The sequence below is a fragment of the Ruegeria atlantica genome (assembly GCF_013032005.1).
Classification (GTDB): domain Bacteria; phylum Pseudomonadota; class Alphaproteobacteria; order Rhodobacterales; family Rhodobacteraceae; genus Ruegeria; species Ruegeria atlantica_A.
In genome coordinates this window covers 62,733-84,236 of sequence record NZ_WQBE01000012.1, presented here as the reverse complement: position 1 = coordinate 84,236, position 21,504 = coordinate 62,733, and the positions used below count along the sequence as shown (strand labels likewise).

Here is a 21,504-nt window from a genome sequence, read left to right as displayed (position 1 = left end):
TTCCTCAAACGGCAGAGTCCACTGTTGCAACACCTGCGACCTCAACCGCAGGGCAATCAAGGTCCTGCAATAAACACACCGAACGATTGCCCGGCGAAGCTTTTTAGGATCAGGTATTGAACAAAAAGTGCATTACGTCGCCGTCCTTGACGATGTAGCCCTTGCCCTCAGCCCGCATCTTGCCGGCCTCTTTCGCGCCCTGTTCGCCTTTTGCCGAGATAAAATCGTCATAAGCGATGGTCTCGGCGCGGATAAAGCCTTTTTCGAAGTCGCCATGGATCACACCAGCAGCCTGTGGTGCGGCGGTGCCTGTGCGGATGGTCCAGGCGCGGGCCTCTTTCGGGCCGACGGTGAAATAAGTCTCAAGCTTCAACAGGTCGTAACCAGCTTTGATCAGACGGTCGAGGCCGGGTTCCTCCAAACCCATCTCTTCCAGGAACATCTGCGCTTCGTCTTCTTCCAACAGGCTGATCTCTTCTTCGATCTTGGCGCTGATGATGACATGGGCATTGCCCTGCGCCGCGGCCATCTCGGCGACTTTCGCAGAGTATTCATTGCCGTCAGCTGCTTCTTCTTCGGACACGTTGCAAACGTATAGCACTGGTTTGGTGGTCAGCAATTGCAACATCTTCCACGCTTTGGCGTCTTCGTCCGAGACCTCAACCAGACGCGCGGGTTTGCCATTTTCCAGCATCGCCTGCGCCTCGGCCAGCAAGCGTTCCTGCTGCTGTGCTTCCTTGTCGTTGCCTTTCAGCTTGCGCACCAGATTGGCGCGGCGCTTTTCGATGCTTTCCAGATCGGCCAACATCAGTTCCGTCTCGATCGTGTCGGCATCGGCCACAGGGTCGACGCGGCCGTCCACATGGGTCACGTCAGCATCTTCGAAACAGCGCAGCACATGGGCGATGGCGTCGGTCTCGCGGATATTGGCCAGAAACTGGTTGCCCAGCCCTTCACCCTTGGACGCGCCTTTAACCAGACCAGCGATGTCCACAAAGGTCATCCGTGTTGGGATGATCTGCTTAGAGCTGGCAATCGCCGCCAGCTTGTCCAACCGGTCATCAGGCACGGCCACGTCCCCCACATTGGGCTCAATGGTACAGAACGGGAAATTTGCCGCCTGAGCGGCTGCGGTTTTGGTCAGCGCGTTAAAGAGGGTCGACTTGCCCACATTCGGCAGACCCACGATTCCCATTTTAAAACCCATAGCGGCCTCCTGATGCCATTCGAGGGGTGCTTCTATGCAGGTCCGGATCAATGCGCAAGCCAGACTGCGGAAACGAGGAAAAGACCAATTTACAACATCACGAAATCGTTCGTCATTCGTGAACTTGCCCGGATTGAAATTGGCACACTAAGATCACCACGTAAGGTGTTGCAAACAAACATATAGTGAATGTGTAATATGAAGTTTACCTCTGCAATTTTCGCGCTGCTTTTGGCCGCGCCAGCAGCGCAAGCTCAATCCCTTGTCTTTGGCGCAGGATTTTCAGATTTCTCGGATAGCCAATCCGAGGACGAGGCTGTGTTCGCGCTCGAGTATCAGCATCGCCCCTTTCACGAGGCCTCCCGTTTTGCCGCTTCATGGGGTAGTGCCCTGACTGTGGATACCGCAGGTGATATTCATATCGGTATCGGCCTGATCGGAACCTACGGGTTTGCCGAGCGTTGGTTCGTCGAAGGCAGTGTCATGCCGGGGTATTTTTCAGAGGGCGAAGGCCGCAACGATCTTGGGGGAGAGTTCCAGATTCGCACCCTGTTGGGTCTCGGATACACCTTAGAAAGTGGTAACAAAGTGTCCTTGGCAATCACCCACAAATCCAATGCCAGCACACAGGATGACAACCCGGGTGTTAATTCGGCGCTGGTGCGATATCATTTCGCATTCTGACGGTATCCCGCGGGACCGGGATTGATTTTCGCGCAAAGTTTCTGCACATCAGGTCCAAACCTGACTGCAAGGACATCCGATGACCCGTATCGACGCCAAGTTCGCCGCCCTGAAGGCCGAAGGGAAAAAGGCTTTTGTCGCCTATATTATGGCGGGGGACCCCGACTATGAAACTTCGCTTGAGGTGGTCAAGGGCCTGCCGGGCGCTGGTGTGGATGTGATTGAGCTGGGCTTGCCGTTCACCGATCCCATGGCGGATGGCCCGACCATTCAGGCCGCAGGGCAACGGGCATTGGACGGTGGCATGACTTTGCAGCGGACACTGGACCTGGCCCGCGCCTTCCGTGAAACCGACGACACCACCCCGATTGTTCTGATGGGCTATTTCAATCCGATCTACAGCCGCGGCGTGGACACCTTTCTGGCCGATGCGCAAGCTGCCGGTATCGACGGTCTGATTGTCGTCGACCTGCCGCCGGAAGAAGATGAGGAACTGTGCCTGCCGGCCCAGGCCGCCGGTCTGAATTTTATCCGCCTGGCGACGCCGACCACCGATGACAAACGCCTGCCCCGCGTTCTGCAGAACACTTCGGGCTTTGTCTATTACGTCTCGATCACCGGCATCACCGGCGCTGCCGAAGCGCAAGCCACGAATGTCGGCCCCGAAGTGGCCCGGATCAAATCCGCGACCGACCTGCCCGTGATCGTGGGATTTGGCATCAATACACCCGAGAAATCCAAGGCCATCGCCAGCGTTGCCGACGGCGCGGTTGTCGGCTCGGCCATTGTCAGCCAGATCGGAGCAGGAAAGCCCGTGGCCGAGGTTCTGGACTTTGTAAAAACTCTATCCGACGGCGCCCATTCTGCCTGATCGACCAATCACAAGATCCAATAAACAAAACCGCAGCAAGCCTCCGGCCTGCTGCGGTTTTTTTCGCGCCTCAGCCAATTGCGCCCTTGATGTTGCGCCAGTAGAACTACCTGACCGATCAATCAAAGGCGCTGCCTCATGCCCATAATCACCACTATCGAAGATCTTCGACGTATCTATGAACGACGGGTGCCTCGGATGTTCTACGACTATGCCGAAAGCGGTAGTTGGACCGAACAAACGTTTCGCGACAACAGTTCGGATTTCTCGGATATCCGCCTGCGTCAACGGGTGGCCGTGGATATGGCGGGACGATCCACCGCTTCGCAGATGATCGGTGAAGATGTGGCGATGCCGGTCGCGCTGGCGCCGGTTGGATTGACGGGCATGCAGCACGCGGACGGCGAAATGAAGGCCGCCAAAGCCGCCGAGGAATTCGGTGTGCCTTTTACCCTGTCGACCATGTCGATCAATTCAATCGAAGACGTGGCCGAGCACACGTCAAAACCGTTCTGGTTTCAGCTTTATACGATGAAGGATCAGGACTATGTCAGCCGCCTGATCCAACGGGCCAAAGATGCGAAATGCTCGGCCCTGGTCATCACGCTGGATTTGCAGATTTTGGGCCAACGGCACAAGGATTTGAAAAACGGCCTGTCTGCACCGCCAAAACTGACCGCGAAAACGATTGCGAACCTGATGACAAAGTGGTCCTGGGGCATCGAAATACTGGGGGCGAAACGGCGCGAGTTTGGTAATATCGTCGGCCATGTCGAGGGTATCTCGGATGCGTCGTCCCTAGGTGCGTGGACGGCTGAACAGTTCGACCCCAGCCTCGACTGGGCCAAGGTCGAAAAGCTGATGAAGCAATGGGGCGGCAAGGTCATCCTTAAGGGTATTCTGGATGCCGAAGACGCCAAAATGGCCGCGAAACTGGGGGCCGATGCCATCGTCGTGTCAAACCATGGCGGGCGGCAGTTGGACGGTGCGCTCAGCTCTATTCGGATGCTGCCGCAGATCATGGATGCTGTCGGTGGCGACGTCGAGGTCCACATGGATAGCGGCATCCGATCTGGTCAGGATGTGCTGAAGGCGTTGGCATTGGGGGCCAAGGGCACCTATGTCGGTCGCGCTTACGTCTATGGTTTGGGGGCAATGGGACAGAAAGGCGTGACTACTGCGCTGGACGTCATTCAGAAGGAACTCGACACAACCATGGCGCTGTGTGGCGAACGCAACGTGGGCGATCTGGGACGTCACAACCTGCTGGTTCCCGAGGATTTTGGCGGTCGCTGGCAAACTTAACTGGTCGAAAAGAAGGCAGAGCCTCGTAAAAATTTATCCTTCAAAAAAGCTCAAAACTATCCTTCCAAAGACCAAATTTTATCCTTCCAAAGTACAATTAAACTATCCTTTCATAGTTCATTCAAACTATCCTTCAAAAATACCTTTCCAAACCCAATGAATCGAGATAAGGACGCGGCTTCACGCGGGCATACAGCCTTGGAGGATGCTCGCCCTAACATTGGAGAATTTATCATGGCTGGAGAGATTCCTGATCTCGTAGCTCTGGAACGGACGGGGACAGGCAAGGGCGCCGCTCGTCAAGCACGCCGCGACGGCATGGTTCCGGGCATTGTTTTTGGTGGCGATAAAGAGCCGCTGCCGATTCAGATCCCGTTCAACGTCCTGTTCAAGCGCCTGAAAGCAGGCCGGTTCAAGTCGACCCTGTGGAACTTGAAGGTTGAAGGCCACGAAGACGTTCGTGTCATCTGCCGCGACGTTCAGCGTGACGTTGTCAAAGACCTGCCGACCCACCTGGACCTGATGCGCCTGCGTCGGACCACCAAGATCGCGCTGTTCATCCCGGTTGAGTTCATCAACGAGGAAGAAGCCCCCGGCATCAAAAAGGGTGGCGTTCTGACCGTTGTCCGTCCGGAAGTCGAATTGATGTGTACCGCAGGTGACATTCCTGAAAAGATCGTTGTCGACGTGACCGGCATGGAGATCAACGACGTTGTCACCATCTCAGCCGTGGACCTGCCCGCAGGCACTAAGCCGACCATCGACCGTGACTTCGTGATTGCGAACGTTTCGGCACCGACCGGTCTGTCGACCGACGACGATGAGGAAGAAGGCGAAGAAGTGGCCGTTGACGAAGTTGAAGTCGTCGGCCAGGAAGAAGCAGAAGAATAAGTCCGGACCCAACAATTCGGATTTGGAATCGGGGCCTTGATCGGGCCCCGTTTTCTTTTGGCGCACATGGGCTGGAAAACCGGTGGCATTCCGTGTCATCAACCACCTGCACATGTTGCAATGCACAAGGACGAGACTATGAAGTTGTTTGTCGGATTGGGGAACCCGGGATCGAAATACGCCCGCAACCGGCACAATATCGGCTTTATGGCTGTTGATCGCATTGCCGAGGATCACCGCTTTGGCCCGTGGAAATCCAAGTTTCAGGCCGAGATCTCCGAAGGTCGGTTAGGCCACGAAAAGGTACTGCTGATCAAACCGCAGACCTTCATGAACCGTTCTGGTCAGTCCGTGGGTGAGGCGATGCGGTTTTACAAGCTCGACTCGACCGATGTGACGATCTTTCATGATGAGCTGGACCTCGCCCCCGGCAAGGTGCGCGTCAAGGCGGGCGGCGGGCATGCCGGGCACAACGGGCTACGTTCAATCCACGAACATATCAGCCCCGCCTATGATCGAGTACGGCTGGGGATCGGGCATCCGGGCCGGAAGGAAATGGTCTCTCCTTACGTCCTGGGCGACTTTGCCAGGGCCGACGCTGACTGGCTTGACGACGTGTTGCGCGGCGTGTCGGACGGTGCAGGCTATCTGGCCGACGGGGATGGCGGCAAGTTCATGAACGCCGTCGCCCTACGCACAGCCCCGCCCCGGTCGTCAAAGTCACCGGCCGAGGCGCCCAAAGCAACCGCCAAACTTGCTGCAGAACCAGAGGTCGATACGCGCTCGGCCATGCAGAAGCTACTGGACAAGTTCAAATAAGACGGGTGACCTTGCCGCAACGTCCCAATTGCACAACGGCTTTTGGCGCGTTCCAATGCAGCATGGATCGGGGAGGCGACATATGAGATCTATGTTGAAATGGGTGCTGCGCATCGTGTTGATGCTGGTGCTGGCAGCGGTCGTTGTCGGGTTCTGGAAACGCGAAGAACTGCAACGCCTTATGGCCGTGAACTCGTTATTTTCCGAGGAAAAGATCGTTCACAACTTCTCTCATATGAACGACGCTTTCCTGACGGTCGACTTGCCCCGTGGCAACGGGCCGACCTGGGAATTGCCTTACGGACCCGGCTTTGATCTGCCCGAGGATACCGATGCGTGGATCGAAGATCGCGCTGTCACCTCTCTTCTGGTGATGCAGGACGGGCAAATCCGGTTCGAAGAATACTATCTGGGCACCACGCCCGAGGATCGCCGGATTTCGTGGTCGGTGGCCAAAAGCTATCTGTCCGCACTTTTCGGCATCCTGTTGGCCGAGGGCGCAATCGACTCGCTGGACGATCCCGTGGTGAAATATGCGCCGCAGTTGGAGGGCACCGCTTATAACGGCGCGTCGATCCGCAATGTGTTGAACATGGCCAGCGGAGTTACTTTCGATGAGGATTATTTCGACCCGAATTCGGACATCAACCGAATGGGTCGTGTCATCGCCTTGGGCGGAGAGTTGGACGATTTCGCGGCCTCACTGCAGGATACGTTCGCCACGCCGGGCGAGACCTGGCAATACGTGTCGATCGACACCCATGTAATCGGGATGGTCATCCGTGGGGCCACGGGGCGCAGCGTGACGGAATTACTGGTCGAAAAGATCATACAGCCACTAGGGCTGGAACACGACGGCTATTACGTGACTGACGGTACCGGGGTTGCTTTTGTGTTAGGTGGATTGAACTTCACCACGCGCGATTTCGCACGCTTTGGTCAGATGATCCTGCAAAATGGCGTCCATGACGGCCAGCAACTGGTCCCGGCCGACTGGATCACCGAATCCGTCCTGCCCAGCGCACCCACTGCGCCCGGCAAGATCGGCTATGGTTATCAATGGTGGATTCCCCTCGGTGCGCACGAAGGCGAGTTTCTAGCCCGTGGTGTGTACGGCCAGTACATCTATTTCGACCAGCCGCGCGGCGTGCTGATCGTCACAACCGGCGCAGATCGCCAGTTCCGCGATCCCGGCATCAACGAAGCAAACATAGAAATGTTCCGCAAGATCGCCCAAAGCCTGTAAGGTGGTCCTATGCAAAAACAAGACAGTATCAATGTATTGGGCGGCGTTCTCAGCCCCTGTTCCCGTGATCCGCTGACTGGTTTCTTTCGGGACGGGGCCTGCAATACCTGCCCCGAAGATCAGGGCAGCCACACGGTTTGCGCGGTGATGACGGCCGAGTTTCTGGCCTTTTCGAAATACGTTGGAAACGACCTGAGCACCCCGCGCCCGGAGTTCAACTTTCCGGGTCTGAACCCAGGTGACAGTTGGTGCCTGTGCGCCGCGCGCTTCCTGCAGGCCCATGACGAAGGTTGCGCCCCCAAGGTGCATCTTGAAGCCACCCACCAGCGGGCGCTTGAGATCATTCCGCTACGCCTTCTGAAAGAAAACGCCGCTTCAGAGTAAGCGGACCGGCCCAGAAACCCCCGGACCGGCCCTTATTCGGGATCACTCCCGCAGTTTGACAAGGTCAGACATCAGCCCTTCAGTCCCGTTATGGACCGTCAGCCGCTCGACCTTCCCGGCGATGGTTTCCAAAGCTTCCAGCTCTTTCAACCGCAGCATCACCGGGTTTTCCGCCATCACCTTCGCGGTGTTCAGTAGGGACCGCGTGGCGTTGGTTTCTTCCCGCCGCCGGATGACGTTGGCCTCAGCCTTTTTCTCGGCGGCGACCACGGCGGTCAGGATTTCCCGCATCTCACCGGGCAGGATGACGTCTTTCAACGCGATCTCCCCCACTTCGATACCGATCCCGGCCATCTGTGTCCGCACCCGATCCGCAGCCTCGGTGTCGACGGTCACCTTCTCGGCCAGCAGCCGGTCCAGCGTCATCGCCCCCAAAGTCTTCCGGAACGCCAGTTGCAGCGCCCGGTGCAAGGCCTGATCGAAGTCCTTGACCGACCCTACCGCCGTGACCGGATCAATGACCCGGTAATCGGCGGACAGGTTGACCCGGATGGTAACCCGGTCCTTGGTCAGGATCTCTTGCCCTGTCACCTCATGGGTCCGTTGCCGCAGGTCGATCTGTTTAACCTCGACGTTTCGCCCCACTTTCCAGAAGGCATGCGCCCCAGGGTCCAGCTGATCCACCAGTACCCCGTCAACCGTCAGCAGCCCGGTATGCCCTTCGGCAACCTCGACCTGCGTCAGGTTCAGCCGCAGCCCGGCCCGAACCAACCGCTGAGCCGCCACTTTGGGAACAACCATGGTCTCGGTCAGCGCGTGATGCTCGACCTTCCACGGCCCTGCGGCCTTCCAGACCAGCGCCCGCGCTTCGGGGTTCAGCACCCGAACAGGGACCCCATCCCGCAGCAGAACCAGAATTTCGTCAGGCCCAGCCCGGAACTCGGTCAGATGCTTGGCAGCCAGCTCGGGCCGGTTCTGCATCAGTGCCCGTTCATAGGGCGACACGAAAAAGAGCTTCTCCAGATCGTGCAACTCGGTCAGCACATCCTTGCGCGGCAGCCGGTGTTTCCCGGCACCCAGGATTGCATCGAACACCCCGTTGCGCAGGACCAGCATCCGCTGGGTCTCGGTCAGGGTCAGCCGCCGATGGCCGGTCAGCCGGTCAATCAGATCTTGGAACAGTGTCATATCATTTCTCCTTTTCGTCTCGCTCTATCGTCGTCGCAAATGCGAACTCCTTTTCATGTTTTCAGTGGGTTGCACCCCGAACGGGTGACAGGTGTGAGGCCTTCGGACGAAGGCAGGAAAGATCCGAGCATCCCCCGCGCCATGCCCCTGCGCGGGAAGGTCAGAGAGAGGGGCGCGGGACCGATGCGCCACCTTGCCCAAAGGGCTAAGCGGGGCACCGATCCGGCGGCACCGTCATCTGCCCTCCGGCCCAAGACCAGAGCAGCGAAGACCCCTGCCCCGCCCTGCCAAAGCCTGACGTTGCGCGGTGTCACCCCTGCTGGGGAACACCCGGACCCTTATGATTTTGGACCGTTTTCACGGGCCGGCGTGGAAGGCCGGTGCTGACTTAACAGCTTTGTCAAATGACGGGATTCGAACCCGTTACATATCGATTTGCGGTCGATTGCTCTCACCAGAATGAGCTACATTTGGAGCTTTGGAAGGGATCGAACCTTCGCCTACAGATGGGAAACCTGCCGCTCTATCCAACTGAGCTACAAAGCGTACCAATCCCCGGTTTCGGCCCTGGCATACGGTTTCGGCAGCGCCGTCCGCACCGAGAGAGTGATCACCTCTGCCCGCTAGGGTCCGGCCCGATGTGACCGGTAACGGCGGGTTTAGGCGAAAGGTCTGGATTCGCTCAATAAATTTCTGAAGGTCAAAATCGCACCTGTAGCGGTCACGCAACAAAGTTACCCAGTTGCGCAACATTTGAAAAGGCCTGTATCCAAAAACAAAGCGGCACACCCGTTTCAGGCGCGCCGCTCTTGTCAAAAATTTCAAATTTTACCGCTTGGTCAGTCTGCGCTGCGGCCTTCGGTATCCGACATGTCGAAGTTCAGATATTTGGCCACGGTCTGTACGTCCTTGTCGCCACGCCCACACATATTCATGCAGATCAGGTGATTCTCGGGCAGTTCGGGTGCAATTTTCATCACATGCGCCAGCGCGTGGCAGGGCTCCAACGCCGGGATGATGCCCTCGGTCGCGCAGCACAGCTGGAACGCTTCCAGTGCCTCTTTGTCAGTGATCGAGACATAGTTCGCCCGGCCAATGTCGTGCAGCCACGAATGCTCGGGTCCGATACCGGGGTAATCCAAACCGGCCGAGATTGAATAGCCTTCCAGAATCTGTCCGTCGTCATCCTGCAGCAAATAGGTGCGGTTGCCGTGCAAAACGCCCGGACGTCCGCCGGTTAGCGAGGCGCAGTGCTCCATCTTCTCGTTCACGCCTTTGCCGCCGGCCTCAACGCCAATGATGTTGACGTCTTTGTCGTCGAGGAACGGGTAAAACAGGCCCATTGCGTTCGATCCACCACCAATGGCGGCAATGATCGTGTCGGGCAGACGACCTTCGGCCTTCATCATCTGTTCCTTGGCTTCCTTGCCAATGATCGACTGGAAATCCCGGACCATCGCCGGATACGGGTGCGGACCTGCGACGGTACCGATGCAATAGAACGTGTCGCGGACATTGGTTACCCAGTCGCGCAGCGCGTCGTTCATCGCGTCTTTCAGTGTCCCACGGCCAGAGGTCACCGGTATCACCTCGGCCCCCAGCAAGCGCATGCGGAACACGTTCGGGGCCTGACGCTGCACGTCATGCGCGCCCATGTAGACCACACATTTCAGACCGAACTTGGCGCAGACGGTGGCGGTAGCCACGCCGTGCTGCCCTGCCCCGGTTTCCGCGATTATCCGGGTCTTGCCCATGCGCCGCGCCAGAATGATCTGGCCCAGAACGTTGTTGATCTTATGCGCGCCGGTGTGGTTCAGCTCATCGCGTTTCAGGTAGATTTTCGCACCGCCCAGATGCTCGGTCAGGCGTTCCGCGAAATACAGCGGTGACGGGCGGCCCACATAATTCGCCCACAGATCGTCCATCTCAGCCCAGAAGGTGGGATCGTCCTTGGCCTTTTCATATTCCTCTTCCAGCGACAGGATCAGAGGCATCAGCGTTTCGCTGACAAAGCGCCCGCCGAATATGCCGAAACGGCCCTTTTCGTCGGGACCGGACATGAAGGAATTGAAAAGATCGTTGGCCATGGGTGTCTCCCTCGTCGTACCCGTTGTTCATAGGAGGTGACGACAGGATTTGCCATGGCAAAACGTATCATTCCGCCGCTTCAACATGCTGTGCCCAAACCTGTAACGCCTGCTGGTTGCTGGGCACGGCAATACAGGGAAAGTGGTAGAACTGATTCACATCTGCCAGTCGATTGGCCGCTAGAACGACCTGGCGGTGGGGACCCGACTGGGCAAAGGTTAACATGGCTTCGAGATCGTGCCAGACGCTTAGCGAGAAATACAGCCCCTGGTGTGGAAACACGCCAGCATGCAGGCACAAGGGGTCACCGCGCGCTTGTAGCAATGCCTGACGGGCGCGCCAGAAGAACTCTGGCCCATAGTACCATCGTTTCAATGAAACTCCGCCGATCGCCGCCAGCATGATTACGTCCTCCCCTATCGGGGATACGCAGGTGTTTGCCGATCAGATCACCGGGTCGCGTCGATAAAAGCCCGGAGCAATGCCGAATCCTTGACCCCGGGTGCACCTTCGACTCCTGACGAGACATCCACCTGTCGCGCACCGGTCATGCGGATCGCCTCGGCGACGTTCTCGGGCGTCAGCCCCCCGGCCAGCATCCACGGACGTTGCCAGTATTTGCCTCCCGCCAACAAACGCCAGTCAAACGCCAGACCATTGCCACCCGGCAGTTCCGCGTTACGTGGCGGCTTTGCGTCGATCAGCAGCTGGTCGGCAACTTCGGAATAGAGATCAATCGCAGCAAGGTCTTCTGCCTCGGCCACGCCGATTGCCTTCATCACCGGCAAACCAAAACGGTCGCGAACCTCGGCCACCCGATCCGGGCTTTCCTTGCCGTGCAGTTGCAACATGTCCAGCGGTACATTGGCGACGATCCGGTCCAACTCCACATCCGTCGCATTCACCGTCAGCGCGACCTTGGCAACCCCGGCGGGCGCCAAATGGGCCAGTTCTGCGGCGGCTGGGATCTCAAGATGGCGGGGCGATTTGGGAAAGAAGACAAACCCGACATAGCGTGCGCCAGCATCCACCGCTGCGCGCACGTGATCAGGGGCGGTCAGACCGCAGATTTTGACGGATACATCAGACATAAAAGGGCCTCAGCTGGCCTCGTCCAAAAGCGCCAGAACTTCGTCTTGCCCTTCGTTCTGCTTTTTCTTGAGCTTCTTGACTTCACGCTCAAGCTTGCGCACTTCGCTTTTCTTTGTGGACGCATCGCGGCGATGCTTATGCTCGCGCAGCCATTCCCACAGGAAACCGATGATCAGGCCCGCAACCACACCGCCCAGCACCACGACAAACAGCGGCAGCGACGTGCTGAGGTTAAAGCCCAAAAGCTCGGCAAAAGCTTCGGGCATCAGGGTCAGTTCAACCGTTTTGCGATTGGCCAGCGAGACGGAGATGAGAACGATCCCGAGGATCGCCAGAAAAGCATATCGAAGGTAGCGTATCATGCCCTAGGCTTTACCGTTCAATCGGTCCCTAAGCAACTTGCCAGTTTTGAAAAATGGAACACATTTTTCTTCGACCTGAACAGTTTCGCCGGTGCGCGGATTGCGGCCAACGCGCGCGTCGCGCTGTTTTACCGAAAAGGCACCAAAGCCACGTAGCTCTACGCGGTCACCGCGTGCCATGGCATCCGTCACTTCCTCGAACACGGTATTCACGATCCGCTCGACGTCGCGTTGATACAGATGCGGGTTTTCGTCGGCGATTTTCTGAATCAGTTCTGAACGGATCATAAGCGTTACCCTCCCAGGCGACCGGTTAGCCATCTCTATTTATTTGGACAGTATAGGAAAAAACCGTGATCGGGGGAACGTAAACTCTGTGTGCAAAGCCTTCATTTTCGCGCCAAGTCACGCGTTTTTTTGCTTGCGAGCGTGAAATTCACCGCAAAAGCGTGAACGACACCCGGAATAAGCCCAAATTTTGGAACATATTGATTCGCAACAAAAACGGCCCCGCGCGGATACGCGGGGCCGTAAATTCGGCTAAGGCTGAGGCCCGGGCTTAGTCGCCCGATTTCAGCGCTGCACCCAGGATATCGCCCAGCGATGCGCCCGAGTCGGAGGAACCATACTGTTCCACGGCCTCTTTCTCTTCGGCTATCTCGCGTGCTTTGATCGACAGGCCCAGACGACGAGTCTTGCTGTCGACGTTGGTGACGCGGACGTCGACCTTGTCACCAACCGAGAAACGCTCGGGGCGCTGTTCGGCACGGTCACGGCTCAGGTCCGAACGGCGGATGAAGGACTTCATGCCTTCGTATTCCACCTCGATGCCGCCATCTTCGATTGCGGTCACTTCGACGGTCACGATCGAGCCACGCTTCACGCCGCCCACGGCTTCGGCAAACTTGTCACCGCCCAGGGCTTTGATCGACAGCGAGATACGCTCTTTTTCCACGTCAACTTCCGAGACAACGGCTGAAACCATGTCGCCTTTGCGGTAGTTCTGGATCGCATCCTCGCCACGCTCGTCCCACGACAGGTCCGACAGGTGAACCATGCCGTCGATGTCGCCTTCGAGGCCAATGAACAGACCGAATTCGGTGATGTTCTTGACTTCGCCTTCGACCTCGGTGCCCTCGGGGTGTGTTTCTGCAAACACTTCCCATGGGTTGCGCTGAGTCTGTTTCAGGCCCAGAGACACGCGACGCTTGGCGCCGTCGATTTCCAGAACCATGACGTCGACTTCCTGGCTGGTCGAAACGATCTTGCCGGGGTGGACGTTTTTCTTGGTCCAGGACATCTCGGACACGTGCACCAGACCTTCGACACCGGCTTCCAGCTCGACGAACGCGCCGTAGTCGGTGATGTTGGTGACGCGACCCTGATGGACCGAGCCCAGCGGATACTTGGCAGCAACCAGATCCCACGGATCTTCCTGCAGCTGTTTCATGCCCAGGCTGATGCGGTGGGTCTCTTTGTTGATCTTGATGACCTGAACCTTGATGGTTTCGCCGATCGTCAGGATCTCGGACGGGTGGTTCACACGGCGCCATGCCATGTCGGTGACGTGCAGCAGGCCGTCAACGCCGCCCAGGTCAACAAATGCACCGTATTCGGTGATGTTCTTGACGACACCCTCGACGGTCTGACCTTCGGACAGGTTGCCGATGACTTCGGCACGCTGCTCGGCACGCGATTCTTCCAGGATTGCGCGGCGCGAAACAACGATGTTGCCACGGCGGCGGTCCATTTTCAGAATCTGGAACGGCTGCTTCAGACCCATCAGCGGGCCAGCGTCGCGCACGGGGCGAACGTCAACCTGCGAGCCGGGCAGGAACGCGACTGCGCCACCCAGATCGACGGTGAAGCCACCTTTGACGCGACCAAAGATTGCACCTTCGACGCGCTGGTCGTCGGCATATGCTTTTTCCAGACGGTCCCATGCCTCTTCACGGCGGGCCATCTCGCGCGAGATGACAGCTTCGCCACGGGCGTTTTCTGCGGCGCGCAGGTAAACTTCGACCTCGTCGCCTACAGCGATTTCAGGGGCTTCGCCGGGATTTGCGAATTCTTTCAGATCAACGCGGCCTTCCATTTTGTAGCCTACGTCGATGATGGCTTGGCCGGCTTCGATCGCCAGAACCTTGCCTTTGACAACAGAACCCTCTTCGGGTGTGTCCATTTCGAAGCTTTCGTTCAGGAGGGCTTCGAATTCCTCCATGGATGCGTTAGCCATGTGGCGTTGTTTTCCTTTACATAACGTTTTTACTGGCCGAGCGGTTGTTTCCGCCGGTCTTGTTTCATGATGCCTTCAGGCGTGATCCGGGGCGCATCTGACTACACAAACACAAAGGGCCGAGGTAACCCGGCCCTGCTCAGATACGTCATCCGGACGTTGACCGCCCTTGTTCAGACGCGTGCTCTATAGCGAGTCTGCTGAAGCACTGCAAGTCAAAGCCGGAAAGCGACCCAGTTGTCGCAAGTTGAAGTCCTCCGTCGGCGAAACGGTGCTAGGCTCAATCCGGCGATCAAGGAGCAGACGATTTGAATTTTCTGGTCATAATTTCAGACGAACACCGTAAGGACGCGATGGGATGCGCTGGCCACCCGATCGTCAAAACCCCCAATCTGGACGCCTTGGCGGCGCGGGGTACGATGTTCACCTCGGCTTATACACCGTCGCCAATGTGCGTTCCCACCCGCGCCGCGTTGGCTACCGGAGAGTGGGTGCATACCACTGGTCACTGGGACAGCGCGACACCCTATGCCGGGCATCCGCGCAGTTGGATGCGTCAACTGCGAGACACGGGGCGCGAGGTCGTGTCGATCGGCAAGTTGCATTTTCGCTCGGCCGAGGATGAAAACGGTTTCTCGCAGGAAATACTCCCCATGCATGTCGTCGGAGGAATTGGTTGGGCCGTCGGCCTGCTGCGCGAGAACCCGCCCGCGTATGATTCAGCCGCCGAACTGGCGGGTGATGTCGGCACCGGGTCCAGCACCTATACCGACTATGATCTGGATATTACCGCCGCATCTGAGGTATGGCTGACCGATCCGAAACGTCACGATGCACCATGGGCCGCCTTTGTGTCCCTGGTCAGCCCGCATTATCCGCTGACTTGCCCCGAGGAATGGTACGACCTTTATGATCCCGCGGATATGGACCTGCCGGTGGGCTATGGCCACGGCCTCCCTGATCACGCAGAACTGCAAAACATTGCGTCGTTCTTCAACTACGATGACTATTTTGATGAACAAAAGATGCGCGAAGCCAAGGCCGCATACTACGGGCTAACATCCTTCATGGACGATTGCGTGGGGCGCATCCTGACAGCTCTGACCCAAAGTGGTCAGGCCGAAAATACGGTCATCGTCTATGTTTCAGACCATGGCGACATGATGGGCGATCAGGGGTTCTGGACCAAACAGGTGATGTATGAAGCCAGCGCCGGGGTTCCGATGATCCTCGCCGGGCCCGGTATTCCCAACGGCAAGCAAGTCTCAACCTGTACAAACCTGACAGACATTGCAGCAACCGCGCGGGACGTCTGCGGTGTTCCTGATGATGCAGGCAATGCCGATCAACCGGGCGTTTCGCTTATCGATCTGGCCACGGCACCGGATGATCCCAACCGAACCGGGTTTAGTGAATATCATGACGGGGGGTCAAAAACCGGCAGCTTTATGGTGCGCTGGGATAAGTGGAAATACGTCTATTACGTTGGGCATGACCCCCAACTATTTGATCTTGCATCGGACCCGAATGAACAGACCAATCGCGCCACGGACAGAGTTAACGACCCCGAAGTTCAAGCGGCGTTGGTCGAAGGCGAACGCCGTCTGCGCGAAATATGTGACCCCGAAGAGGTCAACGCGCGTGCCTTTGATGATCAGCGTAAGAAGATTGCCGAGCTGGGCGGAGAAGAAGCCTGTCGAACGGCATTCGTCTTCAACCACACTCCAACCCCGTCCGAGCAAGAAAAGCAGCGCGAAGGATCCGCGCTCTAGTTCAGAATTCCTCGCCTTTTTTTGAGAAGCTCGTATCAGCTCACGCTGTAGGTCACCGTACCCGAACTGATGTGTGCCGCCGCAATCGCGCGCCCAGAGCGTCAAAGACCCATTCTGAGGGTAGAGAATATAACACTCCACCCTCAGCTTCACCTCAAGCGCCCTCAGTAGCGAACGCAAAGAAGGTCTAGAACAGTTGCAAATCCTTCGCGCCGCTTTGGATTTCGGCAAAGTTCGGCATGTTTTGGATCGGTACGGATGATGGCGCCGCGCCCGGCATCGTAACTGTCGGCTTCGTCGCCATTGTCTTGCCGAATGCTGGTCGCTGCAACTCCCCTCGGATATCATGCAACAGCATTTTGTGATCCGGCATTTTGGTGAGGATCTGCGCAAGATGCGCTTTCGCAGTCTTCATACCCTGGAACCAAATCTGTCGCTTTAGTGGCCGCAGACGATCACGGATGCCGGTCCCGTAACCGGTATCATAAACCTGTTTGCCCAATAGAACCGTTTGGTAAACGCGAAAGTTGAACAACGTCGCAAATTCGATGTCATGTTCCATTGGCAGACGATGCTGCCATAGCTCCAGGTTTTCCGCCAACCGATCCGGTATCTTCATCTCTGTCCGCGCATCGATCCAATACTGATCGTCAGTGCGGTTACCCAATCGATAGTGAAGACAGATGAACTCCAGAACCTCATCATAAAGCTTGTTCATCTGCCGGTTATACCGCGTCCGCAAGGATGGCTCGATGTCTCGCGTGGGCAAGTGTTCCGCAAACCACCGCACCGCATGATCGACCATATGTATCGCCGTACTCTCTAGCGGTTCAATAAACCCGCCGGACAGGCCGATCGCCAAACAGTTCTTAACCCAGGCATTGCGCACACGCCCGATGCGCATGGGGATCACGCGCGGCGTCGCGCCCTTGCCGCTGTCACCCAGCCATTTGAGGTATTCATCCGCCGCCTGATCATCCGTGCGATGCGCGGATGAGAACACATAGCCCGTTCCCACACGGTTATAGAGAGGCACCCGCCAGGTCCAACCTGCGCCGAGAGCGGTCGAGCGCGTGACGCTTTCAATCTTCTTTGGGTTGGGATGCTCGATCTGCAACGCCATGGCACGATCATTTGGCAAATAGTCCGAGTAATCCATAAACGGTTCGCCAAGCGCTTGGTTGATGATCAAGCCGCGGAACCCTGTACAGTCTATGACCATCTCGATGTCATGGCGGCCCTGGCGTTCCAACATCAGATGGCTGACATTGCCCTGTTCATCCAGTTCGACCGATTTCACCTCATCTTGAATATGCTCCACACCGCGCTTGGTGCAGACTTTGGTGAGCATGCCGGCAAATTTCACAGCATCCAGATGATACGCATAGCCAAACCGCTGTTCGTATTCAGGCTGCCCCAACTGCCGTGCGCCTTTGCACAGACGGGCCAGATCATCATGTGGTGAGATGGACCGCGTAAAATCCCGATCCCCATTGCCAAAGCGCAAGAAATACTCGGCTGTTTCCAACCCTTCCAACAATTGGCCATGCGCAAAGGGGTTCACATAATCGATGCGATTGCCTTTGCGGTCCTTGTTCCAGTTGCAAAACTTCACACCCAGTTTGAACGACGCGTTGGTTTCGCGAAAAAAGTCCCGCTCGGAAATACCCGCCTGACGGAGCGTGACCGGCATGCGCGGCACTGTCGCCTCGCCCACACCCACTGTCGCGATATTGGGGCTCTCGATCAGGCATATGCGAGGGCGATCCTTTTCCGCTGACGTGCGTGAAAGCACCATTTCCAGTATCAGCGCGGTCATCCACCCTGCTGTGCCGCCACCGACGATGGTGATCTTGCGCAAACGATTATTCATGTTTTTTTGTCCCTGTTGGCTCAAGGGATATTATAGCTACGTGCCCATTTTTTGTGTTTTGGACTTAGATCGCAGCTTTCCCTTATGGCGTATCGAAGACTATAACAGCTTTATTGCGTCCAGCTAGGGCCTATAACACTGGGAAACTCAGACCTATCCTACAGGATTGAGACCTGAGGGGTGGGCAGGTATCATCACAGGCTCGAATCCTGAACGCTCGTCAAATCTCCTCACCTTTCTTCAGAAGATCTTCGATCAATTGTCGCTGCAATTCGTTGCTGTCACCGCCACCAAATTGAATCGCCCCTCCGGTGTAGGACGTGCCGTAAGTTGCAGCGATATTCACTGTCTGCGCCAAGCCCGAGATCAGTTGATCCTTCTTCAAAGACGAAAGCGGATGAATGAATGTTGCCCAAACGATTCCGTTGGCAATCGCATAGCGCGCATCCAAAGCGGTGTCGAAATTGGCCTGCATCATTCGGTGCAATTCCTCTTTTGACAGTTCATCAGCACTGCGGACTGCCACCATCGCACGCATGCGATCAGTGCTGATATCCGTGACGACCAGAACAGGCACATCCGACAGCGTCAAAGCAAAGCCCGGCCCCTGCGGCTGTGCCTCGGGATCAAGCGCAAAGAGGATCTTGCCCAGACGTTCATAGTCCATCGGTGGCTCGGTCTCAGGCGCATCTTGGGCCGCCAGACCTCCGGCCAGAAAAATCAACACTAGGGCTAGTCGGATCATGGCATCTCTCCTGCAGGCTACTCCCTTACAATAGGTACCTGCCTGGACCCTGACCAAACAAAGCTTAGTGAAGAGTATGTCGTGCGCCGCCACAAGTTTGAACGATCTGCAAGGTTTGCCGACCTTACTGCGATAGCCCGTTCAAAACACTGCCCCTAACTTTGTTTCAGCGGTTGGCTCCCCCGCCGACCCGAACCTGAACAGGAAAGGAAAACACAATGAAATCTCTGGTTCTGACAACCCTGATCGCCACCTTGCCCCTGATCGCCGCACCGGCCTTTGCAGCGGATGAGATCAATGTCTCGAACGGCATCTCGGCCGCGGGCGCGCCCTTGGCAGCACATGGCGTCGATCTGGTGGCCCTGGTCAACGAAGGTAACCCGGTCGAAGGGTTTGCCACCCATTCCTCGACCTACGACGGGGCATCGTACTACTTCACCAGCGCCGCCAATCTCGAGGCGTTCGAGGCCAACCCCACCGCCTATCTGCCACAGCACGGCGGGTTCTGTTCCTTCGGCGTGTCTGTCGGCAAGAAATTTGATGGCGACCCGGACCAGTATCTGGTCACAGACGGCAAGCTGTATCTGTTCCTGAACGCTGAAACTCGGGCTGCGTTTCTGAAAGACGTGCCAGCCACAGCAAAAACCGCTGATGATCAGTGGGCGCAGATCAAATCCGTCGCCGTAGGCGAGCTGTAATTACCTCTCCCCGCGGCGTTAGGACGTTGCGGGGCGTTTGCTTTCGACAAGAGCTACGGCCTGGGTCAAAGCAGCTTCGATACTCAGATCAGACGTATCCAACAGCACAGCATCTGCAGCAGGCTTCATCGGCGCAGCACTGCGTTCGGCATCCCGCACGTCGCGTTCGCGCACATCTGCAAGCACAAACTCTCGGGTCACATCAGCGCCCTTTGCGCGCAGTTCCAAAAAGCGGCGCTCTGCCCGCACTTCGGCACTGGCGGTAACAAACAGTTTCACTTCGGCCTCGGGGCAAATCACCGTTCCGATATCGCGCCCATCCAGCACAGCCCCCCCTGCCCGACGGGCAAAGGCGCGCTGGAAATCCACCAACGCCGCGCGCACCTCGGGGATCACTGCCGCTTTCGAGGCCGCCTGCGCAATCTCGGCCGTACGCAAATCGCCTTGTTTCAGTTCTTCCGCAGTCAAAGCCTGCGCCGCCTCGATGGGGTCAGTCCCGTCCAGCGTTCGGCGCCCGACCGCGCGATACAGCAGCCCCGTATCCAGATGCGCAAAACCGAACAGCGCCGCCACCCCTTTCGAGATCGTCCCCTTGCCCGCCGCCGCAGGGCCGTCGATGGCGACGGTGAAACTCATGTGCGTTCGACCTTGGCACCCAGGGCGGCCATCAGCGGCTCGAAAATCGGGAACGAGGTCGCGATTGGCCCGCCGTCATCCACGGAAACCGGAGACTTCGCACCCATCCCCATGACCATGAACGACATGGCAATGCGGTGATCAAGATAGCTTTCGCAGGTGCCACCACCGGGGACGTTACCGATGCCCAACCCTTCGACCGACCACCATTCTTCGCCCTCGTCCACGGTCACACCATTGGCCCGCAATCCGCGCGCCATGGCGTCAATCCGGTCGCTTTCCTTGACGCGCAGCTCTTTCACGCCGCCCATCATCGTGGTGCCGTTGGCATTGGCCGCAACCACAGACAACACAGGATATTCGTCGATCATCGAGGCCGCGCGTTCGGGCGGCACATTGATCCCCTTCATATTCGGAGAGTATTTCGCGCGCAGATCAGCGACGGGTTCGCCGCCCTCTTCCCGCTCATTTTCGTACGTCAGATCCGCGCCCATTTCGCGCAATGTGGTGAACAGCCCCGCGCGGGTCGGGTTCAGGCCGATGCCCGGCACCAACACGTCAGAGCCCGGCGTGATTAGTGCCGCACATACCGGAAAGGCCGCGCTGGACGGGTCGCGCGGCACAGCGATGACCTGCGGTTGCAACTCAGGGCGGCCGGTCAGCGTGATCACCCGGCCTTCATCCGTATCCTCGACGTTGATTTCGGCCCCGAAACCGGCCAGCATCCGTTCCGAGTGGTCACGGGTGGCCTCTTTCTCAATCACAACGGTCTTGCCCGGCGCGTTCAGACCGGCCAGCAGCACCGCGGATTTCACCTGCGCCGACGGCACCGGCACCTCATACCGCACCGGTACAGGCTCTGCCGCACCCACGATGGTCATCGGCAGCCGCCCGCCCGAGCGCCCAACCGATTGCGTTCCGAACAGTGCCAGTGGATCGGTGACGCGGGCCATCGGTCGCTTGTTCAGGCTTGCATCACCCGTGAAGGTCGCGGAAATCGGGCAGGTCGCCATCGCGCCCATGATCAGCCGCACACCGGTACCCGAGTTGCCGCAGTCAATCACCTGATCAGGCTCGGCAAATCCACCAACGCCCACGCCATGCACACTCCATTCACCGTCGCCGTGATCCGTGACCTCAGCCCCAAAGGCGCGCATGGCCTTGGCGGTGTCCAGAACATCCTCACCTTCCAGCAGGCCCGAGATTCTGGTCTCACCCACCGCCATTGCGCCCAGGATCAGCGACCGGTGCGAGATCGACTTATCACCGGGCACTTCTGCCGTGCCGGTCAGCGGGCCGCAGGGATGCGAGGTCATCGGGATGGGCGTGCCGTGTCCGGACATGGGGGCTCCTGTTTTCGCTATCAGTTCAAGGCGGATTAGCGAATTGGAGCCGGTTGGTCCAGCG

Annotated in this window: 21 protein-coding genes and 2 tRNA genes; 9 read left to right on the top strand and 14 right to left on the bottom strand. The window is 57.8% G+C overall.

The genetic code is table 11. The features are described from left to right. Window positions 1-109: 109 nt before the first annotated feature. Window positions 110-1,207 (bottom strand): redox-regulated ATPase YchF, encoded by a 1,098-nt coding sequence (gene ychF, locus GOX21_RS18295; protein ID WP_170378997.1) that lies wholly within the window; start codon window positions 1,205-1,207, stop codon window positions 110-112. Window positions 1,208-1,405: 198 nt separating this feature from the next. On the opposite strand from ychF, the gene GOX21_RS18290 reads away from it, so the two are divergent. From GOX21_RS18290 to GOX21_RS18260, 7 genes are all read left to right on the top strand, one after another. Then, window positions 1,406-1,891 (top strand): acyloxyacyl hydrolase, encoded by a 486-nt coding sequence (locus GOX21_RS18290; protein WP_170351749.1) that lies wholly within the window; start codon window positions 1,406-1,408, stop codon window positions 1,889-1,891. Window positions 1,892-1,970: 79 nt separating this feature from the next. Then, window positions 1,971-2,762, top strand: coding sequence for a tryptophan synthase subunit alpha (trpA, locus tag GOX21_RS18285; protein ID WP_170378995.1), 792 nt, complete (start codon window positions 1,971-1,973; stop codon window positions 2,760-2,762). 138 nt (window positions 2,763-2,900) lie between these two features. Further along, the gene (locus GOX21_RS18280; protein WP_170378993.1) at window positions 2,901-4,067 is read left to right on the top strand and encodes an alpha-hydroxy acid oxidase; all 1,167 of its coding nucleotides are present in this window, start codon (window positions 2,901-2,903) and stop codon (window positions 4,065-4,067) included. A gap of 234 nt (window positions 4,068-4,301) precedes the next feature. Next, the gene (locus GOX21_RS18275) at window positions 4,302-4,958 is read left to right on the top strand and encodes a 50S ribosomal protein L25/general stress protein Ctc (RefSeq protein WP_170378990.1); all 657 of its coding nucleotides are present in this window, start codon (window positions 4,302-4,304) and stop codon (window positions 4,956-4,958) included. 138 nt (window positions 4,959-5,096) lie between these two features. Further along, window positions 5,097-5,777, top strand: a complete 681-nt coding sequence (gene pth, locus GOX21_RS18270) for an aminoacyl-tRNA hydrolase (protein WP_170378988.1) — start codon at window positions 5,097-5,099, stop codon at window positions 5,775-5,777. Between the two features lie 82 nt (window positions 5,778-5,859). Further along, the gene (locus GOX21_RS18265; protein WP_170378986.1) at window positions 5,860-7,023 is read left to right on the top strand and encodes a serine hydrolase domain-containing protein; all 1,164 of its coding nucleotides are present in this window, start codon (window positions 5,860-5,862) and stop codon (window positions 7,021-7,023) included. 9 nt (window positions 7,024-7,032) lie between these two features. Continuing rightward, window positions 7,033-7,407, top strand: coding sequence for a DUF2237 family protein (locus tag GOX21_RS18260; RefSeq protein ID WP_170351755.1), 375 nt, complete (start codon window positions 7,033-7,035; stop codon window positions 7,405-7,407). 42 nt (window positions 7,408-7,449) lie between these two features. On the opposite strand, the gene GOX21_RS18255 is transcribed toward GOX21_RS18260, so the two are convergent. The 9 genes from GOX21_RS18255 to rpsA all read right to left on the bottom strand — a co-directional run bounded on the left by GOX21_RS18255 (window position 7,450) and on the right by rpsA (window position 14,373). Beyond that, entirely contained in the window at window positions 7,450-8,595 is a 1,146-nt protein-coding gene (locus tag GOX21_RS18255) for a slipin family protein (RefSeq protein ID WP_170378983.1), read from the bottom strand. Window positions 8,596-8,994: 399 nt separating this feature from the next. Beyond that, window positions 8,995-9,069: transfer RNA gene (locus GOX21_RS18250), tRNA-Cys, on the bottom strand. Continuing rightward, a tRNA-Gly gene (locus tag GOX21_RS18245) sits at window positions 9,069-9,141 on the bottom strand. The genes GOX21_RS18250 and GOX21_RS18245 overlap by 1 nt, the downstream gene beginning before the upstream one ends. 293 nt (window positions 9,142-9,434) lie before the next feature. After that, window positions 9,435-10,682 carry a tryptophan synthase subunit beta gene (gene trpB, locus GOX21_RS18240; RefSeq protein WP_170378981.1) on the bottom strand — a complete coding sequence of 416 codons (1,248 nt, stop codon included), beginning with the start codon at window positions 10,680-10,682 and terminating at the stop codon, window positions 9,435-9,437. Between the two features lie 67 nt (window positions 10,683-10,749). Further along, on the bottom strand, window positions 10,750-11,085 hold the full coding sequence (locus GOX21_RS18235; RefSeq protein ID WP_170378980.1) for a hypothetical protein: 336 nt from the start codon (window positions 11,083-11,085) through the stop codon (window positions 10,750-10,752). Between the two features lie 47 nt (window positions 11,086-11,132). Further along, window positions 11,133-11,774, bottom strand: a complete 642-nt coding sequence (locus GOX21_RS18230; protein WP_170378978.1) for a phosphoribosylanthranilate isomerase — start codon at window positions 11,772-11,774, stop codon at window positions 11,133-11,135. 9 nt (window positions 11,775-11,783) lie between these two features. Beyond that, window positions 11,784-12,137, bottom strand: coding sequence for a lipopolysaccharide assembly protein LapA domain-containing protein (locus tag GOX21_RS18225; RefSeq protein ID WP_170378976.1), 354 nt, complete (start codon window positions 12,135-12,137; stop codon window positions 11,784-11,786). Between the two features lie 3 nt (window positions 12,138-12,140). Then, entirely contained in the window at window positions 12,141-12,425 is a 285-nt protein-coding gene (ihfB, locus tag GOX21_RS18220) for an integration host factor subunit beta (protein WP_037310872.1), read from the bottom strand. 271 nt (window positions 12,426-12,696) lie between these two features. Beyond that, the gene (gene rpsA / locus GOX21_RS18215) at window positions 12,697-14,373 is read right to left on the bottom strand and encodes a 30S ribosomal protein S1 (RefSeq protein ID WP_010438032.1); all 1,677 of its coding nucleotides are present in this window, start codon (window positions 14,371-14,373) and stop codon (window positions 12,697-12,699) included. A 308-nt stretch (window positions 14,374-14,681) separates the two neighbouring features. On the opposite strand from rpsA, the gene GOX21_RS18210 reads away from it, so the two are divergent. Next, entirely contained in the window at window positions 14,682-16,145 is a 1,464-nt protein-coding gene (locus GOX21_RS18210) for a sulfatase-like hydrolase/transferase (protein ID WP_254428610.1), read from the top strand. 187 nt (window positions 16,146-16,332) lie between these two features. Here the strand turns inward: GOX21_RS18210 and GOX21_RS18205 are convergent, their stop codons facing one another. Beyond that, complete coding sequence (locus GOX21_RS18205) at window positions 16,333-18,018, bottom strand: tryptophan halogenase family protein (protein WP_170351761.1); 1,686 nt, start codon at window positions 18,016-18,018, stop codon at window positions 16,333-16,335. A 220-nt stretch (window positions 18,019-18,238) separates the two neighbouring features. Continuing rightward, window positions 18,239-18,763, bottom strand: coding sequence for a hypothetical protein (locus GOX21_RS18200; RefSeq protein WP_170378974.1), 525 nt, complete (start codon window positions 18,761-18,763; stop codon window positions 18,239-18,241). A gap of 218 nt (window positions 18,764-18,981) precedes the next feature. Here GOX21_RS18200 and GOX21_RS18195 point away from each other — a divergent pair, with 218 nt between their 5' ends. Further along, complete coding sequence (locus tag GOX21_RS18195; RefSeq protein ID WP_170351763.1) at window positions 18,982-19,461, top strand: YHS domain-containing (seleno)protein; 480 nt, start codon at window positions 18,982-18,984, stop codon at window positions 19,459-19,461. 18 nt (window positions 19,462-19,479) lie between these two features. On the opposite strand, the gene GOX21_RS18190 is transcribed toward GOX21_RS18195, so the two are convergent. Both GOX21_RS18190 and aroA read right to left on the bottom strand, forming a co-directional pair. Continuing rightward, window positions 19,480-20,097, bottom strand: a complete 618-nt coding sequence (locus tag GOX21_RS18190; RefSeq protein WP_170378972.1) for a (d)CMP kinase — start codon at window positions 20,095-20,097, stop codon at window positions 19,480-19,482. Beyond that, window positions 20,094-21,440, bottom strand: coding sequence for a 3-phosphoshikimate 1-carboxyvinyltransferase (aroA, locus tag GOX21_RS18185; RefSeq protein ID WP_170378969.1), 1,347 nt, complete (start codon window positions 21,438-21,440; stop codon window positions 20,094-20,096). Before aroA ends, GOX21_RS18190 begins: the two co-directional genes overlap by 4 nt. Window positions 21,441-21,504 lie beyond the last annotated feature (64 nt).